Origin of the sequence: Aromatoleum evansii, from assembly GCF_045689615.1 — a bacterium.
In the GTDB taxonomy this organism is placed as follows: domain Bacteria; phylum Pseudomonadota; class Gammaproteobacteria; order Burkholderiales; family Rhodocyclaceae; genus Aromatoleum; species Aromatoleum evansii.
This window is the reverse complement of record NZ_CP141259.1, coordinates 754,572-780,080: the sequence shown is the minus strand read 5'-3', so window position 1 is coordinate 780,080 and position 25,509 is coordinate 754,572. Positions and strand designations below refer to the sequence as shown.

The window sequence follows — 25,509 nt, the reverse complement described above, 5'->3', positions numbered from 1 at the left end:
TCTCAAGCCCCTGATATTCAAGTTTATCCTTGGAATCAGGGGTTTGTCCTTTCTGGCTTCAATACATGGTTCAATACAGCCATGAGAAAAAAAGCCAGCATGCCTACGCCGTGGAAGCATCCCACAACGGGCAATTTCTATCTCATCAAGCGGATTCCCGCCGATCTCGTGTCCCTCTACGGAGGGCGCACGCAGGTCCAGAAGAGTCTCCGAACGAAGGACCGTGCCACCGCAGAGAAGCTCCTCTGCCAAGAGTGGCTGAAGCTTGACGCAGAGTTCGAGCAGAAGCGCCGCACTGCCGCTCCAACACCCTCCGGACGTACAAGCATTACCGACGATGAGATTCAGCAGATCGTCAGGGCTTACACTCGCCATCGGCTTTTCCACGATGAACTAGAGCGATCCGCAGGGCTCACGGATCATTCGTACAGCGAAACAGACCGCCTCCTTGACGAGACCGAGGCACGCGACCGAGCCGCCATCGCCCGTGGTAATTTCCGTGCCGATGATGGACCCATGCAGGGACCGTCGCTACTCCTCGCCGCGGAGGACTGGCTAACCGAGCATGGCTTCGACCTCCCTCCTGACTCCCCTGATTACCGTCGCTTCGTTACAGAGTTCGCCAAAGCATCCAGCCGCGTTACTGCTCTCGTTCGCAAGCGGCAAGCTGGCGATCCCGTCGATACGCCTCCCGCCGAAGCAGTGGAGAAATCAATTCGTCTCTCGGACGTGATCAAAGATTTTCTCCGGGACAAGAAGCCTGAGGGGATGGGCAAGAAGCTGCACGCGGCCCTCCCGAAGTTCCTGGAGATCGTCGGGGACAAGGAAATCTCCAAGGTCCGTCAGACGGATGTCCTTGAATTCCTCCGTCTTATTCAACGCATTCCAACGCAACGAGGGGCACCGAAGCGGCTTCAAGGTGTGGCTCTGCGGGACATGGTTACCGATGAAGTTACGATGGCTCCCGCGACGTTCGATAACAACTACATCTCACCGCTGCGCCTGTTCCTCAAATGGGCACGCACCACGTATCAGGACCAAGGATTTCCGGTAACGCTCACAGTCGAAGGAATCGAATACCAAGGGACACGGCGCGAAGGAGACGAGAAGCAGCGGGCGCTTGAACAATCCGAACTCGTACGGCTCTTCACCGGTCCCGAGATGAAAGCCTTCGCTGCCTCGTCGGACCAGTTGCACAAGTATTGGTTGCCCCACCTGTGTCTATTCACCGGAGCGCGTATCAACGAGCTTTGCCAGCTCAACCCGCAGACGGACATCATCCAGAGCGGTAACGCGTGGGTTCTGCGTCTCGATCCAGAGACCGAGGGCGATGAACGGGTTACCAAGTCCCTGAAGAACACTTCATCCAAGCGGCTCGTGCCGATCCACCCCCAACTGCTGGAACTCGGTTTCTTGGATTACGTCACGGCGATCCAGAAGACCGGCGCCAAGCTCTTGTTTCCTGCATTCCGTCCCGCAGCCGGGAAGGCATCGAAGGTTGCCCGCGAGTGGTTCGCGGATTTCCTGCGGGACACGGGCCTTCGCGACGAGACACCGGGCAAGGGCGTTCGCGGCTCTCATGTCTTCCGCCACACCCTGATTACCGCTGCCAGTCGTCACCCTGATCCCGTCATCTATCAGCAAATCGACTGGGTCACAGGTCACGCCGGGGAGGCATCGGCGGTCAAGCGGGGATACACGGAGGAGCAAGCCACTGCGAACAAGCTGCAAGTTCTCTCGCAGATTCAGTTCGCGCTCGACTTTATCCGGCCCGTATTGTTGCTACGCATTGAAAATTGACCCCCTTTCGCGGGTTATGCGCGCTGAAAATTGACCCCGGTGATTAACCTGCCTGCTCGATGTTTGAGCAGGGTTCGAGGAGATGATCACCATGAACATGCTGGGCAAGATTCGGCGGTTGCACTTTCGCGACGGGCTGTCGATCAAGGAGATCTGCCGGCGCACGGGGCTGTCGCGCAACACGGTGCGGCAATGGCTGAGGGCGGGCGAAGGGGCCGAACCGAAGTACCGGCGAACGGCGCGGGAGACGGTGCTGGCGCCCTTCGAGACGCGCCTCGTTCAGTGGCTCGAGGCGGACGCCCGCCGGGCGAAGCGGGAGCGGCGCACGGCGCTGGTGCTGTTTCGGCAGTTGCAGGAGTTGGGCTTCACGGGCAGCTACTCGCGGGTGAGCGAGTACGTGCGACGCTGGCGCGAGGCCGGTGGGAAGCCGGCGAAATCGAGCTTCATCCCGCTCAAATTCGAATTCGGCGAGGCCTTCCAGTTTGACTGGAGCGAGGAGTCGCTGGTGATCGGCGGCTTCCATCGCAAGGTGCTGCTCGCGCACACGAAGCTCTGTGCGAGCCGCGCCTTCATGCTCGCGGCCTACCCGACGCAGAGCCATGAGATGCTGTTCGATGCGCACACGCGTGCGTTCCGGGTGTTCGGCGGCATTCCCCGACGCGGCATCTACGACAACATGAAGACCGCCGTCGATAAGGTTGGCGTGGGCAAGCGGCGCATCGTCAATACGCGGTTCGCGGCGATGGCGTCGCACTACCTGTTCGATCCGGACTTCTGCAACGTCGCCAGCGGCTGGGAGAAAGGGGTCGTCGAGAAGAACGTGCAGGACAGCCGGCGGCGCCTGTGGCAGGAGGCGCTGCAACGGCGCTTCGGCAGCTTCACCGAACTGAACGCCTGGCTCGAGGTGCGCTGCCAGGCGCTGTGGTCGGAACTGGCGTACCCGGACGCCGAGCACCTCACCATCGCCGACGCCCTCACGCTTGAGCGCGATGCCTTGATGCCAATGGTGCCGAGCTTCGATGGCTACGTGGAGGCGATCGTGCCGGTGTCCAGTACCAGTCTCGTGACGAACGAGCGCAATCGCTACTCGGTCCCGTGCGCCTTCGCCAACCAGAAGGTGAGCCTGCGGCTGTACCCCGAGCGGATCGAGATCCATGCCGAGGACGGCCTGGTCGCCACCCATGCGCGCAGCTTCGAGCGCGGCCAGGTCATCTACGACTGGCAGCACTACCTGCCGCTGCTCGAACGCAAGCCGGGTGCCTTGCGTAACGGTGCGCCCTTCGAGGGCTTGCCGGCGCCGCTACAGCGACTGCGGGCGCTGCTCGTCAAACGCCCGGGCGGCGATCGGCTGATGGCCGACATTCTGGCGCACGTCCCCCGACACGGCCTGGAGAACGTGCTGGTGGCGGTCGAACTGATCCTCGAATCCGGCACGCCCAGCGCGGAGCACGTCAAGAATGTGCTCGCCCGCCTGCGCCAGGCGCCCCCACCGACACCACTCGACACGGTACTCGCGGTGACCGAGGCACCGCTTGCCGACGCCGGCCGCTATGACCGTCTGCACGCGGAGAACGATCATGCGTGAGATTGTCGCCGAACTGAAATCGCTGCGTCTGCACGGCATGGCCCAGCGTTACGATGAATTGCTCGCGGAAGGCGGGGTCGGCATCCAGAGCGCCGGCTGGCTCATTCAGTGTCTGCTCGAGGCCGAGGTCACCGACCGGCATGTGCGTTCAATCCGCTATCAGATGGGGGCGGCGCGTTTCCCCATGCACCGCGATCTGTCCGGCTTCGACTTCGGCAAGTCGAAAGTCGATGCGAAGTTGATCGATGAACTCGCCACCGCCGCCTTCACCGATGCCGCCGCCAACGTCGTGTTCATCGGCGGCACCGGGACCGGCAAGACTCATCTGGCGACCGCACTGGGCGTCAAGGCGATCACTGAGCACGGCAAGCGGGTACGCTTCTTCTCCACCGTCGAGCTCGCCAACAGTCTGGAACTGGAGAAGGCCGCAGGCAAACAGGGGCGGCTCGCGCACGCGCTGATGCACGTCGATCTCGTGATCCTCGACGAACTGGGCTATCTACCCTTCAGCCAGGCCGGGGGAGCCTTGCTCTTCCACCTGATCTCCAAGCTCTACGAGCGCACCAGCGTGATCATCACGACGAACCTGACCTTTGCCGAATGGCCCGCCGTGTTCGGCGACGCGAAGATGACCACTGCGCTGCTCGACCGTCTCACGCACCACTGCCACATCGTGGAAACGGGCAACGAATCCTTCCGTTTCCAGCAAAGCAGTCAGACGGCCAAGGCGCGCGTCCGGGCGCGCGAGGTGAGCCGAGCGGCGCGGCCCGTCGAGTCCCTGGATGTGACCGCGGAGCCGGACGCGCCATTCTGAGCCCCGAGGGGGAGGAAGCGGCTGCGGGCTACGCCCTTCGCCGCTTCCTCCCCCTCGGTCGATACGACTACACTTCACTCCAGCCAATCAATGATGAACGGCTAAACCCCCGGGGTCAGAATTCGGTGCACACGGGGGGTCAAAATTCAACGCGCGCGGACACCCGCAGCAACAAGACGTCAAGCCGATCGCCCTCCTTCCACTCCGCAGCGACCTTTCCCAAAAACTCAAATAGTTGCGGATCAACGAACCCCGTTTGAACCCCGTTTGGCTCCTGTTCGGCAGCCGATGGATCGGAAAAATGGATAGCGGAATCGCCCATACAACTCGGAGTACGACAAATGGAAAGCTTGAGTTTGCTGCAGTCATTCGCGATGGACAAGAACGGCCGCATCCGTTCTGTGGAAGAGGTCAGCCGCGGTCTCGCCTGCGACTGCGTCTGCCCCTGCTGTGGAGAACCGGTCCTTGCGCGTCAGGGCGACGTTCGGGAATGGCACTTTGCCCACGCATCAGGGGCCGAATGCGACGGCGGCGCGGAAGGAGCGCTGCACGCCGCAGCAAAGCAGGTTCTCATCGAAAGTGGCGGAATGGCGATCCCGGAACGACGGGTCTCCACGAAAGCGACGCTGCCCGACGGGCGACAAGGGACCGGCGACGCTGTGCGTCCTGAAGCGTGGATCGAGTTCGCGACCATCGAGGCCGAAAAGAAAGTCGGCGAGCTACGCCCCGACATCGTCGCGACCGTTGGCACGGAAGTCCTTTTCGTCGAGGTCGCCGTTACGCACTTTGTCGATGATGATAAGAGCCAGAAGCTCGAATCCCTCGGTTTCCCGACGATTGAAATCGACCTCGCCAAGATGCACCGCGAGAAATGGGCGTGGGAGGATGTGTTCGAGGTCGTGGTCGAAGGCGTCCAGGCAAAGCGCTGGATTCGGCTCATGGACGCAAGCCCCCTGCATGACGAGGCACACTACGCGGCAATGCAGGCTGCGCTTGCATTGCCCGCTCCCACACCGGTCGAAGCAAGTCCCCAGAAAGCGCCGCGCACCCGATTTCTCATTGGTGGCCGGATCGTTGACCTCATCGAGCACCCCTTCGGCATTGCCTTGTGGAGCAGCTACGATCCCTCGGTCAACGCGGTGATCAAGTCGCTGATGCGGATCGTGGGTGGCCGGTGGCAACCACGATTCAAGAACTGGCTGGCACCGACTGCGGCCCGCGATTACCTCTTTGAGGAATTGGCAAAGCTTTCGACCACGTCACCGGCACGGGTTTGAAGGCGCCGTCGGTCAGGAATCCGCTTCCACCGGACTCCACACCGACGGTCAGCGCGGTGCTTTATTCAGCGATCCAATGCGTTCGTTCAGATCTGCAACCGGGTAAAAGACAAAGGCATTTCCCTGTTTCACTTTCTCGAGTAACCCGAGTCTTTCGAGATCCAGGAGGTCGGCGCGTGCCGTCTGGTACACGACGTTGTGGACGCTCTGATGCTTTCCGACGCGGTACGCCTCGCCGGGATGCCGGAGCGCGTGGGTCAGCAGCGCGACCTGCCGATGGTTCAACGCGCTGCGCAGAATACCCGCGCTCGCCAGCATGCGTTCGGCGTCCTTCTGCTCCAGGGTCTTCCTCGCCAAATATTCGTGCAGTGCCGCGATCGAACGCCGGATGATGTCGAGTTGGTGCAGTACGAAATAGGTCGTGTCGTTGTGGTCGGTTTCCGTTTGCAGGTAGGCCTGCACATACTGACGTGGGGCGCGGCGAAGAAAGTGGGAGATCGACAGGAATTCCATCAGCCAATAGCCGCTCCTCGCCATCGACCAGTAGAAGAGCGCCCGCGCTGTGCGGCCGTTGCCGTCCGCGAACGGGTGGTCGTAGCCGATCATGAAGTGCAGGAGGATTGCCCGGACGACCGGATGGACGAAAGGCGTCGAGTCCTCGGCTGCGTTCGCGAAGGCGCAAAGCCGTTCAAGACGCTCCGGTAGTTCCTTGTAGCTGGGCGGTTCGTGCAGGAGCGCCCCGTCGCGGTTATCGACAACATTCACATCATCCGCCACGCGCAGTCTCCCTGCATCGGCGGGGTCGTCGAGTGTGTCGAGGGTGAGCATGCGGTGCAACTCAAGAACACGGTCAGGGGTGATCGGCTCGGAACGCAGACCACGAATGTGTTCCATGGCCTGATAGTTGTTGAAGATCATCGCCTCACTGCGATCACGCGGCTGACGCCCTTCGCGCAGCATCGCCTCCGCTACACGACGCGTCGTCGAGGCCCCTTCCAGCTGACTTGAGGTAATCGACTCTTCGATCAGCGAGTGCAAAAGGTAGCGCTCGCGGTTTTCGTGGATGGGCGCAGCCTCCGGCGCGCGGATCTGTCCGGCGGCATCCCGGTCTATGTGATGAAGGTGGATCAACACCGGTTCCGGGATGGCGAACACGAACGCTGTACCGGCCTTGTCGAGGAACGGAAGCTTCTGCAGCATCGAGTTGCGGGCTAACCTGACGGACAACCACCACTCGTCGATTGACAGCCCCGCGGGCGGAGTCCGGTACCGCAACTCGTCCCAATGCAGGTATTTTCCGTAGGGCAGAGGCGAGGAATGGGTGAGCAGGCGTGACAGGCGTTCTGGCCCGACTTCGGTCATCAGCCTCGCCGCATTCGGAGGGGGCATGGGAAGCTTCATATCTACTAATCTTATTTTGAATTAGTAGAGTTTAGTACACTGCAACCCGAACATGAACCGATTGTTTACTAAAAAACAACAAAATTAGTAAACAGCAGTAGACGCTCCCCCGGGTTCTTGTTCGACGTTACCGCCAACTCGACCCTTACCCTGCCCCCCTTCCCTTCCGCCGCCTCAGCATTGCGGACTCCCGCTGCTGCGAGCATGGCCGCAGTCGCCTTCTCGACCGCCAGGCGAACAGGATCGAGATCGAGCCGAACATAGATCGCCGTTGCTTGCTGGCTCTTGTGGTTGAGGCTCTTCCCGATGAACGTCAGCGATGCACCCGCCGAGCTTCTCGACGTCCGACAAGGCGCGGGGGATCATCGGGGTAGTGGCATGAAGCGGATACACGCTATCGAGACGCAAGGCGATTCACCCTGGCCATCGCATCGATCTCGACCAGCGCATCAAGCGGCAGGCGCGCGACTTCCACGCACGAGCGCGCCGGGAAATCCGTCGCAAAGTAGTTGGCATACACGGCATTCACGGCGGAAAAGTCGTCCATGTTCGTCAGAAAGACGGTCACGCGGACAACCTGGTTCAGGCTGGATCCAGCCGCGCGCAGGATCGCCTCGATGTTGTGCAGCGCCTGATTGGCTTGCGTCGCCACGTCAGGGCCAACCAGTTCCCCCGTGGCCGGATTCAAGCCGACTTGCCCGGAGGTCCAGACCCACCCATCCATGATTACGCCCTGCGAATACGGGCCGACAGGAGTGGGGGCGTCCTTGATGAGGACGATCCGCTTGTTCATGCGCAGTCAGAGGAAGCCGATGTGCTTGCGGTCCGGACTGGAGATGACGACCTTGACGAAGCGGTGCGGGATGAAAGCCTCGGATTCGATCGTCGGGCGGTCGTCCTTGACGCATTCCGCGACCACATGGAAGTAGTTGCGCCCCGGGTCGGCCTCCCGGCAGTACAGGTAGGTGCCGATGGGGCCTTCGTGCAGATAGTCCTTCAGGACCGGCGCCAGTTCGGAAAGCCCGTCCGGCGTCAGCACCAGGCAAAAGTATTTGCTTGCCACACGACACTCCGTGAATGGTTGCGGCCGCAGAATGCGGCGTGCCCATCCAGAATAGTCGATGCATTGCACATTCGCCCCGCCGCGCCGTGCAGACGGCGGCGCGACGCTCAGCGCCCCAGCCGCTTCGCCCAGAACGCCGCGACGTCCAGCATGCGGCGCGAGAAGGCCCATTCGTTGTCGAACCACAGCATCAGGTTCACGAGCCGCTCCCCGCTCGCATGGGTCTGGCTGCCGTCGACGATGGCGGAGAAGCCGTTGTGGTTGAAGTCCACCGACGCGTGCGGGCCGTCGGAGTATGCGAGCACGCCGTGGCGGTCCTCCTCGGCGACGCGGCGCATCAGGCGGTTGATCGTTTCGACCGTGGCGTTGCGCCGGAGCGTCACCGTCAGGTCGATGGCCGACACGTTCGGCACGGGAACGCGGATGGCCTTGGCGACGACGCGCCCTTCCAGCGCCGGCAGCAGGCGGGAGATGCCTTTCGCGAGGCCGGTCTGGACCGGGATCATCGACTGCATCGCCGAGCGGGTCATGCGCAGGTCGGTGGCGTGGTAGCCGTCGATCACGGGCTGGTCGTTCATCACCGAATGCAGCGTCGTGGTCAGCGCGTGCTCGATGCCGAATGCCTGCTCGAGGATCGCGAGGATGGGCACGACGGCATTGGTGGTGCAGGAGGCGGCGGAGACGATGCGCTCGTTGCCTTCGAGCGACTCGTGGTTCATGCCGAACACGACGGTGCGATCGACATCGGCGGCGCTGTGGCCGGGGTGCGAGAGCAGCAGGCGCGGACAGCCGGCGCCGAGGAAGGCTTCGAGTTCGTGCCGGTAGCGGTAGCGCCCGGAAGCCTCGACGAGGAGGTCGGCATCGAAGGCCCGCCAGTCGACGCCATCGGGCGTCGTCGCGTGGGTCACGGTGATGTCCTGGTCGTCGATGTGCAGGCAGCCGTCACGGATGCCGACGGTACCGGGGAAACAGCCGTGGGTCGAGTCGAAGCGCGTCAGATAGGCCATGCTCTCGATGTCTGCCGGCTCGTTTATGGCGACGACGGATAGCGACTGGCGCAGCGGCGATTCGTGGAGGGCGCGCAGGAAGCAGCGGCCGATACGGCCGTAGCCGTTGATTGCGATGCGGAAGCTCATTCGGGGAACGGGACGGACGGGCCATGCGGTTGAATGTTCAAACCGAAGCATAGCCGGAGAAAGGGGGTGCCGTCGCGTTCGCCCGATGCGCCTTGCCGTTCGAAGACCATTGCCCCCTCACCGGACGCGCCCGCGCTGGGGCGAGACACTTCCGGCAAGGGGGGGGAAACTTCCGGCGAGCCTCGCCGTCATGCGGCGAAGCTCGCTGCCGACTTGGTCTCAGCCGACTGTCTCGGTCTCGAACTCCGACTCATCCTCCGGATGGGTGTCGTCGGCTCCCTTCTTGGCGACGACCGCATGGCAGATGTCGGTACCGTTATCATCGCAGCCGGTATCGTCGGGCCGCGGCTTGCGACCTCCGCCATCGTCCGCACCCTTCTTCGCGACGATCGCGTTGCAGATGTCGGTGCCGTTATCGTCGCAGCCGGTGTCATCGGGGCGGGGCTTGGGAGCGCCATCGTCCGCCCCTTTCCTGGCCAGCATCGTTACCGGGGCGGCAGGCGCGCTTGCCTGGCTGCCTTGCGCTGGAGCGGTGGCGGACACGGTGGCTGCGTAGCTCGCGGTGGTCGCGAATCCGAGGACGATGATGGCTGCGGCAAGCTTGCGCGGAAAGGTTTTCATTTTGTCTCTCCTGTCGAGGTTGGGGCACGGGCCGGAACGCCCATTACGATCTGAGTCGTCGAGCGCTGCCCGACACTGCTCTTATGCACTGCGCGTGCCAGCCCGTCCCCGCGAGGAGAGATTTTCTTCAATCCCCTGTTTTAATTGATTTTTGTCAACATCCGGCGACATGACTCCGCAGGCAGCCGCGAGCCTGTGGCCGCCCCGCTGCGCGATTCGCCCCACCGGCATGGGTCAATTCCACCAGAACGCCCCCCGCCCGTCAGTCCACGTTCGCCCTCATCCACCCCAGTCCGTCCTCGGTCCTTCCGCGCGGCCGGTACTCGCAGCCGACCCAGCCGGCGTAGCCGAGTTCGTCGAGCAGGCGGAAGAGGTAGCGGTAGTCGAGTTCGCCGTCGTCCGGCTCATTGCGCGCGGGCACGCCCGCGATCTGTATGTGGCCGATGTGAGGCAGGTAGCGGCGCAGCTTGGTGGCGATGTCGCCTTCCATGATCTGGGCGTGGTAGAGGTCCATCTGCACCATCAGGTTGGGCTCGCCGACTTCCTCGCGGATCGCATGCGCCTCGGCCTGGGTGCTCAGGAAATAGCCCGGCATGTCGCGCGTGTTGATCGGCTCGATCAGCACCTTGACGCCGTGCTGCGCAGCAGCCCGCGCCGCATGGCGCAGGTTGTCAACGTACAGGGCGCGCTGCACGCCGGGCGCAACGCCGGGCACGGCCAGGCCTGCCATCACGTGCAGGCAAGGCGTCCCGAGCGCCTGCGCGTATTCGAGCCCGCGCGCGACACCCGCGCGGAATTCCGCCTCGCGCCCCGGCAGCGACGCGAGGCCGCGCTCGCCCGCGGCCCAGTCGCCCGGCGGCATGTTGAAGAGTACGTTGGCGAGTCTGTTGTCTTGCAGCCACGCTGCGACCTCGGCCGGCGCGTGCTCGTAGGGGAAGAGGAACTCGACGGCCGCGAAACCGGCACGCGCGGCGGCGGCGAAACGCTGCGGAAACGGCTGCTCGTTGAACATCATCGTCAGGTTGGCGGCAAACCTGGGCATCGCGGCGTCCTCGGCAAACGGCAGGAAAAGCGACAAGGGGCGAACGCCCCGCGGAGCGGCGATTGTCGCGGACTTCTCCGCACCACGCCAGCATTGCGGCGCCATTCGGATCGCGCCTCGCGGCATGACAGTCACCTTCCCCCGGAGCATAATCGGGCGATGCCGATCCGGTAGCGGCGCCGCCCCGTCTCCGCCGGACCCGCACAACAATTCCAACGTCGTACGGAGAGCACTAATGAGTCAAGTCCTGTTCGAGTGGTCCGACAGCTTCAACGTCGGCATCCAGGAGATCGACGAACAGCATCGCACGCTGGTCGATCTGCTCAACCAGCTGCACGCCGCGATCCGCGACCACAAGGGCAGCCAGGCCTGTCGCGCGATCCTCGACCAGCTGGCGGAATACACGCGCACCCACTTCCTGCTGGAAGAGAGCCTGATGCGAGTGTCGCATTATCCCGGTCTCGAACTGCACAAGCAGCAGCACGAAGACCTCATCGCCCAGGTCAAGTCGCTGCAGGACAAGCTCGACAGCGGCCAGGCCTCGATCAGTTTCGAACTGCTGCACTTCCTGCAGGTGTGGCTGACGAAACACATCAACGAGAGCGACAAGCGCTTCGGCAACCACTTCGTCCGCAACACCGACCTGAAGGGCTATTCGGAGTGGTCCGAAGAGGTGAAGACGACGATGCAGAAAAAGAAGTGGTGGTGGAAGTTCTGGTAATCCTCGCAACGCAGCGCGTCGGGGACGCATGCGGGTTTGCGTCGCCCGGCGCGAGCGCTCAGAATCGCCGCTGGCGCCAATGCGCCGACAGACCCTGAGCACAGGGCGCGCCCCCGAACCCCGACGAGAACAGAGATGGATCTTCCTGCACACCAACTCACGATGACGGTGCTGATGACACCGGACATGGCGAACTTCTCCGGCAAGGTGCACGGCGGCGCCGTGCTCAAGCTGCTCGACCAGGTTGCCTACGCCTGCGCGAGCCGCTACGCCGCACGCTACGTCGTCACGCTGTCGGTGGATCAGGTGATGTTCCGCCAGCCCATCATGGTGGGTGAGCTCGTGACCTTCCTCGCGAGCGTGAACTACACCGGCAAGTCGTCGATGGAGGTGGGCATCAAGGTCGTCGCGGAGAACATCCGCACCCAGGAAGTGCGCCACGCCAATAGTTGCTTCTTCACCATGGTGGCCGTCGACGACGACGGCAAGCCGGTGCCGGTGCCGGCGCTGCGCCCGTTCAGCCCGAAGGAGAAGCGGCGTTTCGAGGCGGCGGAGGCGCGCAAGGCGCTGCGGCTGGAGCTCGAGAAGCGCTTCGCCGAGACCCACGGGTCGGCCGACAAGGCCTGACCCCGCCCCTGCGCCCCGCGGGTGGCGCACTTATCAAGGAAAACCGATGCAGGATCACCCGCAAATCGTCTGGCAGGATGAGACCGGCGCGACACATTCGGCCCGCTGGCGCTCGGAAAGCGGCAGCCCGCCGCCGCGGCGGGTCGTGCTCGTCGACGACCAGACGCCCGCGGACCAGGCCTACCGGCTCGCGTGCGAGGGCACGGCGCTGCTGTACCGCGGCGACTTCCACAATGCGAAGCAGCTGCTGCAGGCGATGGCGCGGCGCATCGAGCGCAAGCCGCGCCGCTCCGGCAAGCCTGCCGCCGCGAAGAGCGCGACGGAGACCTTCCACCTGCACCGCCAGGCACAGGCGCAGCGCGCGCGCGTGCTGGGCATGCTCCTGCTGCCTTTCGAGGCCGGCCACGGCCTGCCGCTGCGCCGCGCACCGGATGTGCGACAGGCCTGCCTCGAAGCCTACGGCGCCGCCGACGAAGCCTATGTCGCGTCGCTGCGCGAGCTGCTGGGCCTGATCGGGGCGCACGAGTGGCGCAAGAAGGGCGTGCCGATCCCGGCGCTTGGCGCGGCGATCCATCCGCATTACGGCGTGTTCTCGCCGGTGCGCGGCGAATACGTCGATCTCGTCGCCAGGGCGCCCCTGCCGGCTGCCCTCGCGGGCGACGCGGCGGCCTTCGACGTGGGGACCGGCACGGGCGTGATCGCGGCTGTGCTCGCGCGCCGCGGCGTCGCGCGCGTCGTCGCGACCGACCAGGATCCGCGCGCGCTGGCCTGCGCGGGCGAGAACCTCGCGCGCCTCGGCTATGCGGGGCAGATCGAAGTCGTGCAGGCGGACATGTTCCCGGAAGGCCGTGCGGCGCTGGTGGTGTGCAACCCGCCGTGGGTGCCGGCGCGCCCGAGCTCGCCCGTCGAATACGCCGTGTACGACCCCGACAGCCGCATGCTGCGCGCCTTTCTCGCCGGCCTCGCGGCGCATCTCGCGCCCGGCGGGGAAGGCTGGCTGATCCTGTCGGATCTCGCGGAGCATCTGGGCCTGCGCTCGCGCGAGGAGCTGCTCGCGGCGATCGACGCGGGCGGCCTGCAGGTGCTGGGAAGGCTCGACGCCCGTCCCCGGCATGGCAAGGCGAGCGACGCCGACGATGCGCTGCACGCGGCACGCGCCGCGGAAGTCACGTCGCTGTGGCGCCTCGCCGCGCGCTGAGCCGGCGCGAGCGCTGTCGCCTCATTCCTCCTGCAGCATCTTCTTGAGGTACTCGGGCAGGCCCGACAGCACCAGCGTGTCGCTCGCACGGTCGTAGTGCACGGCGCCCGAATGCAGGCTCGCGCGGTCGAATTCCAGCTTCCACTGCTCTCCGGCGGCACGGAAACGCACCAGCGGGCGGATTGCGCGGCGGTCGGGGACGAAGCCGCTGGCGAGCGGCGCCTCGCCGGACGAGAGGGCCGCGTCGAGGCGCTCCGGCTGCTCGGGCCACACCTTGCGCGCGATCTCATCGAGCGCGAGCGGCGAGCCGGCCTCGCCCAGCTCGTCCAGGTAGCCGTGCGCGCGTTCCAGCATCGCGTCGCGCGCGGGCGCCTCGAGGCGCTGCGTGTCGGCGAAGTCGGAGAGACGCTGCACGAGCTTCTTGGTTTCCTTCAGCGCGATCACGACGTCGCCACAGCCGAGGAAGCGCTTGAACCAGGGCGCGACATCGCCGCGCCCCTTGAGGAAGCTGATGTAGCGCTCGTCGCCGCGTTGCCAGCCGGTGAGGTCGATGCGCCCCACTGCGGGCAGCGCCGTGAAGTCGAGATGCAGGCAGTCGACGATGTCGAGCGCGCCGGTGACGGCGCTGCCGACGGCCTCGCCGACCACGGCGATCCACAGGCAGTCGGTCGAGCCTTCGAGGATGCGCGCGATCACGACGTAGCCCGTGACCTCCGCGCCTTCCTCGTCCGCGCACAGGCGCAGCGCGTCCATCATGCGATGCGACAGCGCGGCGAAGTCGAGGCTCTTGTCCACGACGTGCTCGCGCACGAGACGCGGCAGGGGCGTGTCCGACTCCGCCTCCTCCGCGAAGCGCCCGTAGCCCCTGCTGCTGCGGTCCGCGTAGTGGCCGCACAGGCGCTCGACCAGGCGCAATGCGGCATCGTCCACACGGCACGCGCCCTCGCGCAGCTCGGCGCTCGCCGGGCTCTCGCCGGCGCGGTGAAGTTTGTGGACGACGAGGTGGGTGACGGTGTGCTGGACCTGGCTCATTGCGGCATCTCGTGCAGACGGGGGCGCGATTCTCGCACGCCCGGAGCTGCACGTGACCGCCTTCGCGTCACGCGTGCCAGGCGTTGAAGCGGGATTCCGCCTGGTCGAACAGCGCTTTCACCTTCTCCACTTCCCAGGGCTCCTCGACGAGCGTTTCGTGATCCCACATGCTGCGCTGCTGCGGCGGGGCGAAGAAATCGCCGCCATATACGTGGATTGCGCAGCTCATCTTGCCGATCGGGTTGAGCACCGAATGGATCGCGTCACGCTCGAGCGCGGTGACATCCCCTTCCCCCAGCGAAGTCGCGCCGAACGCCTCGATACCCTGCGGGGACCGGCGCCAGAACACGTTGTCCTCGCGCCCCGCGTAGATTCCGACCACCGAGAACATCCAGTGGTTGTGCGGCATCAGGCTCATGCAGGGGGCCCACACGAAATTGATGATCGTGAGCTCGGGCGAACGGAGCAACGCGTTGATGCCGGCATGTGCGGGAGCGCCGAGCGCGGCGATGATCGAGGGGCCGTCCGAGACGGCCTCCGCGACGATCTCGCGCACCGCCGCCGGGCCTTCCGCCACGGCCTGCGTGCAGTCGTGGATGAACCGTTCCTTGTCGAACATGGTCGCTGCTCCTGCACCGATTCACGGCCGTCGCGTCCGTGAATGCTGCCGTGCCCCGGCTGCGGGCACCTTCCGCCCGTATACGGACGGTCCGAGCTTCATTAATAGGACAGCTTGCAGGCGGTTACCAGCGGGGACTCCCAACTTCACGCCACCCTCTCCAGTTCGCCGAAGATCCAGTCCTGGAAGCTGCGGATCTTGGGCAGCTCGGCGCGCGATTTCAGCAGGTTGAAGGTGTAGCTCTGGACCTTGGGCCCCTCCAGGCCGAAGGGGGCGACCAGGCGCCCGGTCTCCAGCTCGCGCTGAACGAGAAGCAGGCTTTCGAGGCACACGCCGAGGCCGTCCACCGCGGCGCTGATCGCCATGAAGGAGCGGTCGAAGCGCAGGCCGCGGGAGATGTCCAGCTTGACCTTACGATGCTGGCGCATCCAGTCGCGCCAGCTCACGAGGCAGACCTCGCTGTGGATCAGGGTGTGGTGCTGCAGGTCCTCGGGCGTGCGCAGCGGGTGGGGGCCGTTCGCGAGTTCGGGCGTGCACAGCGGCACGATGGTCTCGGGCGGAAAGAGCAGCACCATGGTGCCGGCCGGCTGCAGTCGCCGCATGCCCCAGCGGATGTCGATATCGACGCCCTGCGTGAGCAGGTCCGGCGGTGGCGGGTAGGACGAGTTCAGGCGCACGTCGATGTCGGGATGGGCCGCGCTGAACCGCGCCAGCCGCGGCATCAGCCACTGCGTCGCGAAACTGGGCGTCGAATGCACGGTGAGGATGTCGCTCTTTTCGGTGCGCCCGAGCTCGCGGGTGGCCAGGTCGATGCGCGAGAACGCTGCGGATACCTCCTCCGCGTAGCGCCGCCCGGCGTCCGTCAGGACCACCGCACGGTGCACGCGATGGAAGAGACGGACCCCGAATTGCTCCTCCAGGAGCTTGATCTGGTGGCTCACCGCGGAGGGCGTCACGAACAGTTCTTCTGCTGCAAGCGCAAAAGAAGACAGCCGCGCAGCGGCTTCGAAGGCTTGCACGGCCTTGAGGGGGACACGATTTTGCATTGCACCACTCACATGAATCCAGTTCACCTATCAGCCATGATTATTCGTTTGAGCGCGATTTGGCAAGGGAATACGATTTCTCCACTCGCCGGACGGACCGCGGACGGCCCGAGCGAAGGCGGAGAGACCCCCTCTCACGACAGAGAAAGAACCCCCTCCCGACGTCGTCGGACGGCGGGACCTACAAAGGAGATTTGCGTGGATATCAGCGTGGCAGCCAATCGCGCCCGAGTCGCCGAACACGCCTACTGCATCCGGCGCAACGCGCTGCGGATGGGTGAGGTGCAAGGCCAGGGCTACATCGCCCAGGCGCTCGACATCGCCGACGTGCTGGCGGTGGCCTACTTCAACTCGATGCGTTACCGCCCGGAGGATCCGGACTGGGAAGGCCGCGACCGCTTCCTGCTGTCGAACGGCCACTACGCGATCGCGCTGTACGCGGCGCTGATCGAGGCGGGCATCATCCCCCAGGAAGAGCTCGAAACCTACGGCAGCGACGACAGCCGCCTGCCGATGTCGGGCATGGCGAGCTACACGCCGGGCATGGAGATGTCGGGCGGATCGCTGGGCCAGGGGCTGACGATCGCCGTCGGCCGCGCGCTCGGCCTGAAGCGCAAGGGCTCGGACGCCTTCGTGTATACGCTGTTCTCGGACGGCGAACTCGACGAAGGCGCGATCTGGGAAGGCCTGATGTCGGCCGCGCATCACAAGCTCGACAACATGATCGCGATCGTCGACGTCAATAACCAGCAGGCCGACGGCCCGTCGTCGCAGGTGATGGCCTTCGAGCCGCTTACCGAGAAGATGCAGGCCTTCGGCTGGTTCACGCAGCGCATCGACGGCAACGACCTCGACGCCGTGATCGCCGCCTTCGACACCGCACGCAACCACCCCCTGCCCCAGCCGCGCATGATCATCGCCGACACCCTGATGGGCTGCGGCGTGCCCTTCCTGGAAGCGCGGGAAAAGAACCACTTCATCCGCGTCGATGCGCACGAATGGCAACTGGCCCTGGAAGCGCTGGAAGCCGGGAGGAACCAAGCATGAGCACTGCAACCGCAGCAAAACCCAAACTCAAGACCTCGGCGATGATCGCGTCGATCGCCGGCGAAGGCCAGCGCACCGTCGCCGCGCCCTTCGGCCACGCGCTCGTGAAGCTCGCTGCCGAGCGCCCCGAAGTGGTCGGCATGACGGCCGACCTCGCGAAATACACCGATCTGCACATCTTCGCGCAGGCCTACCCCGAGCGCTTCTACCAGATGGGCATGGCCGAGCAGCTGCTGATGGGTGCGGCGGCCGGTTTCGCGCATGAAGGCGCGATGCCCTTTGTGACCACCTACGCGGTGTTCGCGACGCGCCGGGCCTACGACTTCATGCACCAGACGATCGCCGAGGACGACCTGAACGTGAAGATCGCCTGCGCGCTGCCCGGCCTCACCACCGGCTACGGCCCGAGCCATCAGGCAGCCGAGGACCTCGCGCTGATGCGGGCAATGCCGGGCATGACGATCATCGACCCGTGCGACGCGCTCGACATCGAGCAGATGGTGCCGGCGGTGGCCGAGCACAAGGGTCCGGTGTACATGCGCCTCTTGCGCGGCCAGGTGCCGCTGGTGCTCGACGAGTACGACTACAAGTTCGAACTCGGCAAGGCCAAGCTCGTGCGCGACGGCCGCGACGTGCTCGTGATCTCGTCCGGGATCATGACGATGCGGGCGCTGGAAGTCGCGAAGGCGCTCGAAGCGGATTCGGTGGACGTCGGCGTGCTGCACGTGCCGACGATCAAGCCGCTCGACACCTCGACCATCCTGCGCGAAGCCGGCCGTTCGGGCCGCCTCGTCGTCGTCGCCGAGAACCACACGACGATCGGCGGCCTGGGCGAAGCCGTTGCGACCGCTATGCTCAGCGCTGGCGTCACCCCGCCGTTCCGCCAGATCGCGCTGCCCGACGCCTTCCTCGACGCCGGCGCGCTGCCGACCCTGCACGACCGCTACGGCATCTCAACGAACGTGATGGCTTCGACCATCAAGAACTGGCTCGGCTGAGCCGGCCCCGACCCCAAGGAACTATGATGAGCAATTCGCTTCTACTCGAAGGCAAGGTCGCGATGATCTCCGGCGCGGCATCCCCGCGCGGCATCGGCCTCGCCACGGCGCGCATGTTCGCCAGGCACGGCGCCAAGGTCGCCATCCTGGATCTGGACGAGAAGGCCGCCGCCGACGCCGCCGCTTCCATCGGACCGGAACACCGCGGTTACGCCTGCAACGTCGCCGACCGCGACGCCTGCCAGATCGCAGCCGGTCGCGCCATCGCCGACTTCGGCCGCATCGACATCCTGATCAACAATGCGGGCATCACGCAGCCGGTGAAGACGCTGGAAATCGACCCGGCGAGCTGGGATCGCATCCTCGACGTCAATCTGCGCGGCGTGCTGTACCTGTCGCAGGCCGTGATCCCGCAGATGAAGAAGCAGGGCGGCGGCTCGGTTGTCAGCATGTCGTCAGTGTCGGCGCAGCGCGGCGGCGGTATTCTCGGCGGCCCGCACTACTCGGCGGCCAAGGCCGGCGTGCTGGGCCTCGCGAAGGCGATGGCGCGCGAATTCGGTCCGGACAACATCCGCTTCAACTGCGTGACCCCCGGCCTGATCGACACCGACATCACGAGCGGCAAGCTCGACGATGCGAAGAAGGCCGAGATCGCGGCGACGATTCCACTCAACCGGCTGGGCAAGGCGGACGAGATCGCCGGAGCCTACCTGTTCCTCGCGTCCGAGCTGTCCGGCTACATCACCGGTGCGGTGATCGACGTCAATGGCGGCATGCTGATCCACGGCTGACGCGGCAATCTAAAACTATCGAACCCACCCCTTCGCGCGGGCTCGCAAAGACCCGCTGCGAGGGGACATCGGAAGGCAGGAGACCCTCATGAAAAAGACCTTGATCGCGATCGCAGCCGGCCTCGCACTGGCCGCCACCCCCGTCTGGGCGCAACAGGTGCTGCGCCTGTCGCACAACGCCGCGCCCGGCAACCCGAAGGCCGAGGCGTCCAAGAAATTCGCCGAACTCGTCGCGCAGAAGACCGGCGGGCGCGTCAAGGTGGAAGTCGGCGGCAGCGCACAGTTCGGCGACGACACGGAGTCGCTGACCAACATGCGCCTGGGCACGCTCGCCTTCAGCGCGAATTCGCAGGGAGCGACCTCGGGCGTCGTCCAGGAATTCTCGGTCATCGGCCTGCCCTTCCTGTTCCGCGACCTCAATCACGCCTACCGCGTCGTCGACGGCCCGGTCGGCGCGAAGCTCGATGAGCTTGCCCGCAAGAAAGGACTCGTCGTCCTCGCGCTGTGGGACAACGGCATCCGCCACACCAGCAACAACAAGCGGCCGATCGTGAAACCGGAGGACCTCGCCGGCATCAAGGTGCGCACGCCGCCGGACCCGATCACCCTCGACATCTTCAAGTCGCTGGGCGCGAACCCCGGCCCGCTCGCCTTCTCCGAGCTCTACATCGCGCTCCAGCAAGGCGTCTTCGACGGCCAGGAGAACCCGCTGATGAACATCTACTCGTCCAAGCTGCATGAGGTCCAGAAGTACATCTCGCTCACCGGCCACAAGTACGAGACCACGCCGCTGCTGGCGAGCAAGATGGTGTGGGACGGCCTCTCGAAGGCGGACCAGCAGGCCGTGAAGGAGGCCGCGGTCGAAGCCGGCACGCTGAACCGCCAGATGTCGCTCGCGGCCGACGCCGATCTGCGCAAGAAGCTCGCCGACGCCGGCGTGAAGATCAACGACGTCGATCAGGCGGCTTTTGCCGCGAAGACCAAGCCGGTCTATGACAAGTGGGCGCAACAGTACCCCGACCTCGTCAAGCTGATCGTTGCCGAGGCGGGCAAGCAATGACTGCCGCTCACTCCTCTCCCCACGTTGTGGAGCCAGCCGGTTTCGCAGCTCCGGTGGTGAAGTGGGTGGACAGCGCGATCGTGGCGGCGAGCGTCGCGATCGCCGTCGGCTCGCTCGTCGCGATGTTCGTCTCGCTGATGGCCGAGGTGATCGTCCGCTACCTCACCAACCAGGGCATGGGCTGGCCGACCGAAATGCCCAACATCCTGTTCCCGTGGCTGGTCATGAGCGGCATCGTGCTGGCGGCGCAGCGCGGCCAGCACATCGCGGTCACCGCGCTCAACACCCTGCTGGGCCGCAAGGGTAACCGCGTGCTGCTGCTCGGGCAGCAGGTCCTGGTCGCCGCGACCTTCTTCTATCTCGCCTGGGTCGGTCTCGACGTCATCGAAATCACCGGCAGCGAGGAGTTTCCGGTCACCGGCATCTCTGCGCGCTGGGCGTATCTCGCGCTGATCGCGGGCTTCGTCGGCCTCGGGATCACGGCGCTGACGACTTTCGTGCATCTGCTGGTGGCGAGCGACCCGCTTGCCGTGCGCGCACACAACATCGAGGAGGACGTATGACCCTCATGATGATCCTGGTGTTCGGGGCCCTGCTCGCCCTGGCCCTCCCCGTCGGCTACGCACTGGTGATCAGCTCCGGCCTCGCGGCGATCACCGTCGGCGAAATGCCGAGCGTCGCCGCGGTCGTGAAGATCTTCCAGCCGACGCAGAGCTTCCCGCTACTGGCGATCCCGTTCTTCATGCTGTCCGGAAACCTGATGATGGGCGGCACGCTCGGCAAGCGGCTGATCCACTTCGCCACCTCGCTCGTCGGCCGCTTCCACGGCGGTCTCGGGCAAGTCACGGTGGTCGGTTCGACGGTGTTTGGCGGCGTGTCCGGTTCCGCGGTCGCCGAAGCGTCCGCGCTCGGCTCGATGCTGATCCCGTGGCAGAAGCGCGAAGGCTATCCCGGCGCGTTCGCCGCCGCGGCCACCGCCTCGTCGTCGGTGATCGCCGGCCTGATCCCGCCGTCGATCCCGCTGATCCTGTTCGCCGCGGTGTCCAACGAGTCGATCGCCTCGCTGTTCCTCGCCGGCATCCTGCCGGGCCTGCTGCTATGCAGCGGCTTCATGCTGACCTGCTATCTCTCGGGACGGCTGCGCGGCTTCAAGCGGCTCACCGAGAAGATCACGCTGCGCGACATCCTGCGCGCCACGGTCGCCGCGGCTCCGGCGCTCGCGATGCCGGCCTTCATCGTCGTGCTGCTGCGCGCCGGCATCGCGACCCCGACCGAGGTCAGTGTGATCGCGGTCTCGTATGGCCTGCTCGTCAGCGCACTCGTGTATCGCGACCTGACCCTGCGCAGGCTCTACGATGCGCTCGTGCATACCGCGCTGACGACCGGCGTCGTGATGCTGGTGATCGCGGCGTCGAACCTCGTCGGCTACGTGCTCACCGTCGAGTCCGTGCCGACGGCAGTGGCCGAATGGACCGTGAGCGTGCTCCAGTCGCCGGTCATGATCATCCTGATGCTGAACCTGATCATGCTGGTGGTCGGCATGTTCCTCGACCTGCCCGCCGCGATCCTGCTGCTCGGCCCGACCTTCGTCGCGATCGGCAACGCGATCGGCCTCGATCTCGTCCAGCTCGGCATCATGATGGCGGTCAATCTGAGCATCGGCCTCTTCACGCCGCCCGTGGGCACGACGCTGTTCATCTCGGCGGCGATCTCGCGCGAGCCGGTCGGCAAGATCGTCCGCGAGCTGTGGCCGTTCTACCTGGTCGCCGTAACGGTGCTGGTGCTCATCTCCTACGTGCCCGCCTTCACCCTCTACTGACTCCATCGGGACCCCGTCGCGCGCGGGGTCCCTTGCCCGAAGGACAACCATGACGACGATCGCATTCGCCGGCCTCGGCGCGATGGGCATGCCCATGGCGCGCAATCTCCTCGCCCGCGGCTACCGCGTCCGCGGCATCGACATCAATCCCGGGGCGCTCGACGCGCTGGCGGCGGCCGGCGGCGAGCGCACACCCGGCGCGGCCGCTGCGGCCCACGGCGCCGACGTGCTGATACTGATGGTCATCAACGCCGCCCAGGCCGAGCAGGTGCTCTTTGCCGACGGCGCACTGCGGGCCCTGCCTGAGGGCGGCATCGTGTGCCTGATGGCGACCTGTCCGCCGGGGGCCGTCGCGCACATCGCCGAGCGGGTGGACGCCGCCGGGCGGCGCTTCGTCGACGCGCCCGTGTCGGGCGGCACCGCCGGGGCCATCGCGGCCTCGCTCACCATCATGGCCGCCTGCGAGCGCGCAAGCTTCGAGACGATGCAGCCCGTCTTCCAGGCGATCGGCCAGCGCATCTTCCACGTGGGCGAGCGCCCCGGCCAGGGCGCGACGGTCAAGACGGTAAATCAGCTGCTGTGCGGCGTGCATATCGCCGTCGTCGCCGAAGCCTTCTCGCTCGCGGCGAAGGTCGGCATCAACCTGAACGTGCTGCTGGAGATCATGGGCGGCTCCGCGGCATCGAGCTGGATGCTCAAGGACCGCGGCCCGCGCATGCTGCAGGCCGAGCCGGAAGTCAGCAGCGCCGTCGACATCTTCGTCAAGGATATGGGCATCGTCCTGGAGGCCGGACGCGAGGCCAAGGCCGCGCTGCCCATCGCGGCGGTCGCACACCAGATGTTCCTCGCCACGTCCGGACGTGGTGAAGGCCGGGCCGACGACAGCCAGGTCATCCGCAGCTACCACCGCCTGAACGGCCTGACCTGACACCCACCGCTTCCGCCTTCGGCGCGCACAAGGCGAAGCGGGAAACGCCCATGCTCATCCAGATCGTCAGCATCGTCTTCCCGATCTTCGCCGTCATCGTCGTCGGCTACCTCTACGGCCGCCGCCACCGGCCCGACATGATCGCGACCAACCAGGTCAACATGGAGGTGTTCGTGCCGGCGCTGGTGTTCCTGGCGCTGGCCGGACGGTCCTTCGAGTTCGCCGAGGTGAAGATGATCGCCCTCGGCGGCGCGGTGATCGTACTCGGCTCGGGCCTGCTCGGCTGGCCGATCGCGCGGCTGATGGGCTATTCGCCCAAGACGCTGCTGCCGCCGATGATGTTCAAGAACGCCGGCAACATGGGCCTGCCGCTCCTGTTGCTGGCCTTTGGCGAGCGCGCCCTGCCGGCCGCCGTGATCCTCTTCCTGATCGAGAACGTCCTGCACTTCACGATCTCGACCTGGTGGCTCGGGCACAACGTGAAGCTGTGGAAGCTGTTCCGCGAACCCGTCTTCGCCGCCGGCATGGCGGGCATCCTGGTGAGCCTGTCGGGCTTCGCGCTGTGGCCGCCGCTCATGTCCGGGGTCAAGGTGATCGCCGACGTATCGACCGGGCTCATGCTCTTCTCGCTCGGCGTGCGCCTGAACACCGCGCCCTTCGCCGAATGGCGCATCGGCCTCGTCGGCGCCGTCGCGACGCCGCTCACCGGCATGCTGATCGCCTGGCTGTTCTGCCTCAGCTTCGGCCTGTCCTCCGCGGAGACGGACGTGCTCCTGCTGTTCGGCGCCCTGCCTCCGGCCGTCCTCAATTTCATGTTCGCCGAACGCTATGGCCAGGAGCCGCAGAAGGTCGCGTCGATCGTGATCATGGGCAACGTCGCCGCCCTCGCATTCATCCCGGCCGCGCTGGCGATCCGGCTTTCCGCCTGATCGCGGGCGCGAGCCGAGAACGCGCACAATATCGCACCACAGCTCACATTTGCGTCCCGTCCGCCGAGCGCCTGGACTACGATGTTCGGAGTAGGCGCCCCCGGCCGCTGCGGGAACCGATCCCCGCCGCGGCGGATCAACAACAGGCGCGCCTCATGAGAACAGGGCGGCGGCGCCGGCTCGCGAGCACGGATCACCCGCACGTCCCGCCACACTGCCCGGAGAGGAGACGATGGAAGGACCCGGCACTTCGCACGCAGAGGAGATCGCACGCCTGGAAGCCGAGCTCGCGCGCAGCCGCGCGACCGCGGAGCGTGCCCGCCAGCTCATCGAGACCGCCCCCGATGCCATCGTCGTCGTGGACGCCGACGGTCGCATCATCCTCGTCAATGCCCAGACCGAGCGGCTCTTCGGCTACGCGCGCGAAGAGCTCGTCGACCAGTCGATCGAGATGCTGGTGCCGCAGCAATTGCGTGGCAACCACGTCGGCAAACGCAACGCCTATATCCGCCAACCCAGCGTGCGCCCGATGGGCACCGGGCTGGACCTCGCCGGCCAGCGCAAGGACGGCTCGCAGGTGCCGATCGAGATCAGCCTCAGCCCCCTCGGCAACGGCGACAACGTACTGATCTCGGCCGCGATCCGCGACATCAGCGAGCGCCGCGCCGCCCAGGAGGCGCTGCGCCAGGCACGCGACGAGCTCGAACTGCGTGTGCGCGAACGCACCGCCGAACTCGAGCAGGCCAATCGCGCCCTGCAGTCGGAGATGGAGGAGCGTGCCACGGCCGAGCGCGCGCTCCATCAGGCACAGAAGATGGAAGCCGTCGGGCAGCTCACCGGCGGCATCGCACACGATTTCAACAACCTGTTGACGGTGGTGATGGGCAACCTGCAGCTCCTCGCGCGCCGCGTGCAGGACGACCCCGCGGCGGCCGAGCTCATCAAGGGCGCGATGGATGCATCCTGGCGCGGCGCCGAGCTCAACCGGCGCCTGCTCGCCTTCTCGCGCAAGCAGCGCCTGGCCCCTGTGCCGCTGGACCTCAACGACCTCGTCGCCGGCATGACCAGCCTGCTGCAGCGCAGTCTCGGCGAGCACATCAACATCAAGTTCCACGCCGCCACGGACCTGCCGGCCGCGCTCGCGGATGTCACCCAACTCGAATCGGCGCTGCTCAACCTCGCAGTCAATTCACGCGACGCGATGCCCGAGGGCGGCTCGCTGACGATCGAGACCGGCGCCATGAGTCTCGACGAACACTACGCGGCGCTCGAAGGCGACGTGAAACCAGGCGCCTACGTGATGCTGGCCGTCTCGGACACCGGCTGCGGCATGCCGCCGGAAGTCGTCCAGCGCGCCTTCGACCCCTTCTTCACGACCAAGGAAACCGGCAAGGGCAGCGGCCTCGGCCTCGCGATGGTGTACGGCTTCGTGAAACAGTCCGGCGGCCACGTGAAGATCTACAGCGAGCCGGACACCGGCACCACGGTGAAGCTCTTCCTGCCGGTCATCGCCCGCCCAGCGGGCGCGCGGCCTGCCGACGCGCCCGCCCCCCGTCCCGACGCGTCCGGCAACGAGACCATCCTCGTGGTCGAAGACGAGGACAAGGTGCGCGAACTCGTATGCCGCGTGCTCGGCGCGCTCGGCTACCGCATCCTGCAGGCCGCCGAGGGCAGGACGGCGCTCGCGCTCCTCGCCCAGGACCCCGGCATCGACCTGCTGTTCACCGACGTGGTCCTGCCCGGCGGCATGAACGGCCCCGAGATTGCCCGGCGCGCGCGGCGACTGCGCCCGGACCTGCGACTGCTCTACACCTCGGGCTACACCGGCAATGCGCTGCTGGAACTGGAGGCGATCCCCGGCGAGTTCCGCATGATCAGCAAGCCCTACGTGATCGAGGACCTCGCGCAGATGGTGCGCGAAGTCCTCGACACCCCGTCGATGTAGGCCTCAAGGC

The 25,509-nt window shown here is 65.8% G+C and carries 25 protein-coding genes; 16 read left to right on the top strand and 9 right to left on the bottom strand.

Features of this window, described 5'->3' with window-relative positions; genetic code table 11:
- Window positions 1-81: 81 nt before the first annotated feature.
- The 4 genes from U5817_RS03440 to U5817_RS03425 all read left to right on the top strand — a co-directional run bounded on the left by U5817_RS03440 (window position 82) and on the right by U5817_RS03425 (window position 5,476).
- Window positions 82-1,800: a DUF6538 domain-containing protein gene (locus tag U5817_RS03440; RefSeq protein WP_407279719.1), complete on the top strand. Its 1,719-nt coding sequence runs from the start codon at window positions 82-84 to the stop codon at window positions 1,798-1,800.
- 91 nt (window positions 1,801-1,891) lie between these two features.
- On the top strand, window positions 1,892-3,385 hold the full coding sequence (istA, locus tag U5817_RS03435; protein WP_407278191.1) for an IS21 family transposase: 1,494 nt from the start codon (window positions 1,892-1,894) through the stop codon (window positions 3,383-3,385).
- Window positions 3,375-4,199, top strand: coding sequence for an IS21-like element helper ATPase IstB (gene istB, locus U5817_RS03430; protein WP_407281012.1), 825 nt, complete (start codon window positions 3,375-3,377; stop codon window positions 4,197-4,199). Before istA ends, istB begins: the two co-directional genes overlap by 11 nt.
- A 341-nt stretch (window positions 4,200-4,540) precedes the next feature.
- Entirely contained in the window at window positions 4,541-5,476 is a 936-nt protein-coding gene (locus tag U5817_RS03425) for a competence protein CoiA family protein (protein ID WP_407279718.1), read from the top strand.
- Between the two features lie 48 nt (window positions 5,477-5,524).
- Here the strand turns inward: U5817_RS03425 and U5817_RS03420 are convergent, their stop codons facing one another.
- The 6 genes from U5817_RS03420 to otnI form a co-directional block, all read right to left on the bottom strand.
- Entirely contained in the window at window positions 5,525-6,838 is a 1,314-nt protein-coding gene (locus U5817_RS03420) for a Fic family protein (RefSeq protein ID WP_407279717.1), read from the bottom strand.
- Between the two features lie 433 nt (window positions 6,839-7,271).
- Window positions 7,272-7,670, bottom strand: coding sequence for a RidA family protein (locus tag U5817_RS03415; protein ID WP_407279716.1), 399 nt, complete (start codon window positions 7,668-7,670; stop codon window positions 7,272-7,274).
- Between the two features lie 6 nt (window positions 7,671-7,676).
- Window positions 7,677-7,940 carry a hypothetical protein gene (locus U5817_RS03410; RefSeq protein ID WP_407279715.1) on the bottom strand — a complete coding sequence of 88 codons (264 nt, stop codon included), beginning with the start codon at window positions 7,938-7,940 and terminating at the stop codon, window positions 7,677-7,679.
- A 107-nt stretch (window positions 7,941-8,047) separates the two neighbouring features.
- On the bottom strand, window positions 8,048-9,076 hold the full coding sequence (locus U5817_RS03405) for a type I glyceraldehyde-3-phosphate dehydrogenase (RefSeq protein WP_169130010.1): 1,029 nt from the start codon (window positions 9,074-9,076) through the stop codon (window positions 8,048-8,050).
- 219 nt (window positions 9,077-9,295) lie between these two features.
- The gene (locus U5817_RS03400; protein ID WP_169130008.1) at window positions 9,296-9,697 is read right to left on the bottom strand and encodes a hypothetical protein; all 402 of its coding nucleotides are present in this window, start codon (window positions 9,695-9,697) and stop codon (window positions 9,296-9,298) included.
- 262 nt (window positions 9,698-9,959) lie between these two features.
- Complete coding sequence (gene otnI / locus U5817_RS03395) at window positions 9,960-10,739, bottom strand: 2-oxo-tetronate isomerase (RefSeq protein ID WP_169130006.1); 780 nt, start codon at window positions 10,737-10,739, stop codon at window positions 9,960-9,962.
- A 235-nt stretch (window positions 10,740-10,974) separates the two neighbouring features.
- On the opposite strand from otnI, the gene U5817_RS03390 reads away from it, so the two are divergent.
- The 3 genes from U5817_RS03390 (at window position 10,975) to U5817_RS03380 (ending at window position 13,285) form a co-directional block, all read left to right on the top strand.
- Complete coding sequence (locus U5817_RS03390) at window positions 10,975-11,460, top strand: bacteriohemerythrin (protein WP_169130004.1); 486 nt, start codon at window positions 10,975-10,977, stop codon at window positions 11,458-11,460.
- Window positions 11,461-11,595: 135 nt separating this feature from the next.
- Window positions 11,596-12,087: an acyl-CoA thioesterase gene (locus U5817_RS03385; RefSeq protein ID WP_169130002.1), complete on the top strand. Its 492-nt coding sequence runs from the start codon at window positions 11,596-11,598 to the stop codon at window positions 12,085-12,087.
- A 46-nt stretch (window positions 12,088-12,133) separates the two neighbouring features.
- The gene (locus U5817_RS03380; protein WP_407279714.1) at window positions 12,134-13,285 is read left to right on the top strand and encodes a methyltransferase; all 1,152 of its coding nucleotides are present in this window, start codon (window positions 12,134-12,136) and stop codon (window positions 13,283-13,285) included.
- Between the two features lie 21 nt (window positions 13,286-13,306).
- Here the strand turns inward: U5817_RS03380 and U5817_RS03375 are convergent, their stop codons facing one another.
- The 3 genes from U5817_RS03375 to gcvA form a co-directional block, all read right to left on the bottom strand.
- Complete coding sequence (locus U5817_RS03375) at window positions 13,307-14,317, bottom strand: nucleoid-associated protein (RefSeq protein WP_169129998.1); 1,011 nt, start codon at window positions 14,315-14,317, stop codon at window positions 13,307-13,309.
- A gap of 67 nt (window positions 14,318-14,384) precedes the next feature.
- Window positions 14,385-14,936: a hypothetical protein gene (locus tag U5817_RS03370; RefSeq protein ID WP_407279713.1), complete on the bottom strand. Its 552-nt coding sequence runs from the start codon at window positions 14,934-14,936 to the stop codon at window positions 14,385-14,387.
- Between the two features lie 146 nt (window positions 14,937-15,082).
- Window positions 15,083-15,982 (bottom strand): transcriptional regulator GcvA, encoded by a 900-nt coding sequence (gene gcvA / locus U5817_RS03365; protein WP_211167183.1) that lies wholly within the window; start codon window positions 15,980-15,982, stop codon window positions 15,083-15,085.
- Between the two features lie 198 nt (window positions 15,983-16,180).
- Here gcvA and U5817_RS03360 point away from each other — a divergent pair, with 198 nt between their 5' ends.
- The 9 genes from U5817_RS03360 (at window position 16,181) to U5817_RS03320 (ending at window position 25,499) form a co-directional block, all read left to right on the top strand.
- On the top strand, window positions 16,181-17,029 hold the full coding sequence (locus U5817_RS03360) for a transketolase (RefSeq protein WP_407279712.1): 849 nt from the start codon (window positions 16,181-16,183) through the stop codon (window positions 17,027-17,029).
- Complete coding sequence (locus U5817_RS03355) at window positions 17,026-18,027, top strand: transketolase family protein (protein ID WP_407279711.1); 1,002 nt, start codon at window positions 17,026-17,028, stop codon at window positions 18,025-18,027. The genes U5817_RS03360 and U5817_RS03355 overlap by 4 nt, the downstream gene beginning before the upstream one ends.
- Window positions 18,028-18,053: 26 nt before the next feature.
- Window positions 18,054-18,818: an SDR family NAD(P)-dependent oxidoreductase gene (locus U5817_RS03350; RefSeq protein WP_169129990.1), complete on the top strand. Its 765-nt coding sequence runs from the start codon at window positions 18,054-18,056 to the stop codon at window positions 18,816-18,818.
- A gap of 88 nt (window positions 18,819-18,906) precedes the next feature.
- On the top strand, window positions 18,907-19,878 hold the full coding sequence (locus tag U5817_RS03345; protein ID WP_407279710.1) for a TRAP transporter substrate-binding protein: 972 nt from the start codon (window positions 18,907-18,909) through the stop codon (window positions 19,876-19,878).
- Window positions 19,875-20,441, top strand: coding sequence for a TRAP transporter small permease (locus U5817_RS03340; RefSeq protein ID WP_211167182.1), 567 nt, complete (start codon window positions 19,875-19,877; stop codon window positions 20,439-20,441). Before U5817_RS03345 ends, U5817_RS03340 begins: the two co-directional genes overlap by 4 nt.
- On the top strand, window positions 20,438-21,697 hold the full coding sequence (locus tag U5817_RS03335) for a TRAP transporter large permease (protein WP_407279709.1): 1,260 nt from the start codon (window positions 20,438-20,440) through the stop codon (window positions 21,695-21,697). The genes U5817_RS03340 and U5817_RS03335 overlap by 4 nt, the downstream gene beginning before the upstream one ends.
- Before the next feature lie 49 nt (window positions 21,698-21,746).
- The gene (locus U5817_RS03330; RefSeq protein WP_407279708.1) at window positions 21,747-22,625 is read left to right on the top strand and encodes an NAD(P)-dependent oxidoreductase; all 879 of its coding nucleotides are present in this window, start codon (window positions 21,747-21,749) and stop codon (window positions 22,623-22,625) included.
- 50 nt (window positions 22,626-22,675) lie between these two features.
- Complete coding sequence (locus U5817_RS03325) at window positions 22,676-23,554, top strand: AEC family transporter (RefSeq protein WP_407279707.1); 879 nt, start codon at window positions 22,676-22,678, stop codon at window positions 23,552-23,554.
- Window positions 23,555-23,786: 232 nt separating this feature from the next.
- Complete coding sequence (locus U5817_RS03320; RefSeq protein ID WP_407279706.1) at window positions 23,787-25,499, top strand: PAS domain S-box protein; 1,713 nt, start codon at window positions 23,787-23,789, stop codon at window positions 25,497-25,499.
- Window positions 25,500-25,509 lie beyond the last annotated feature (10 nt).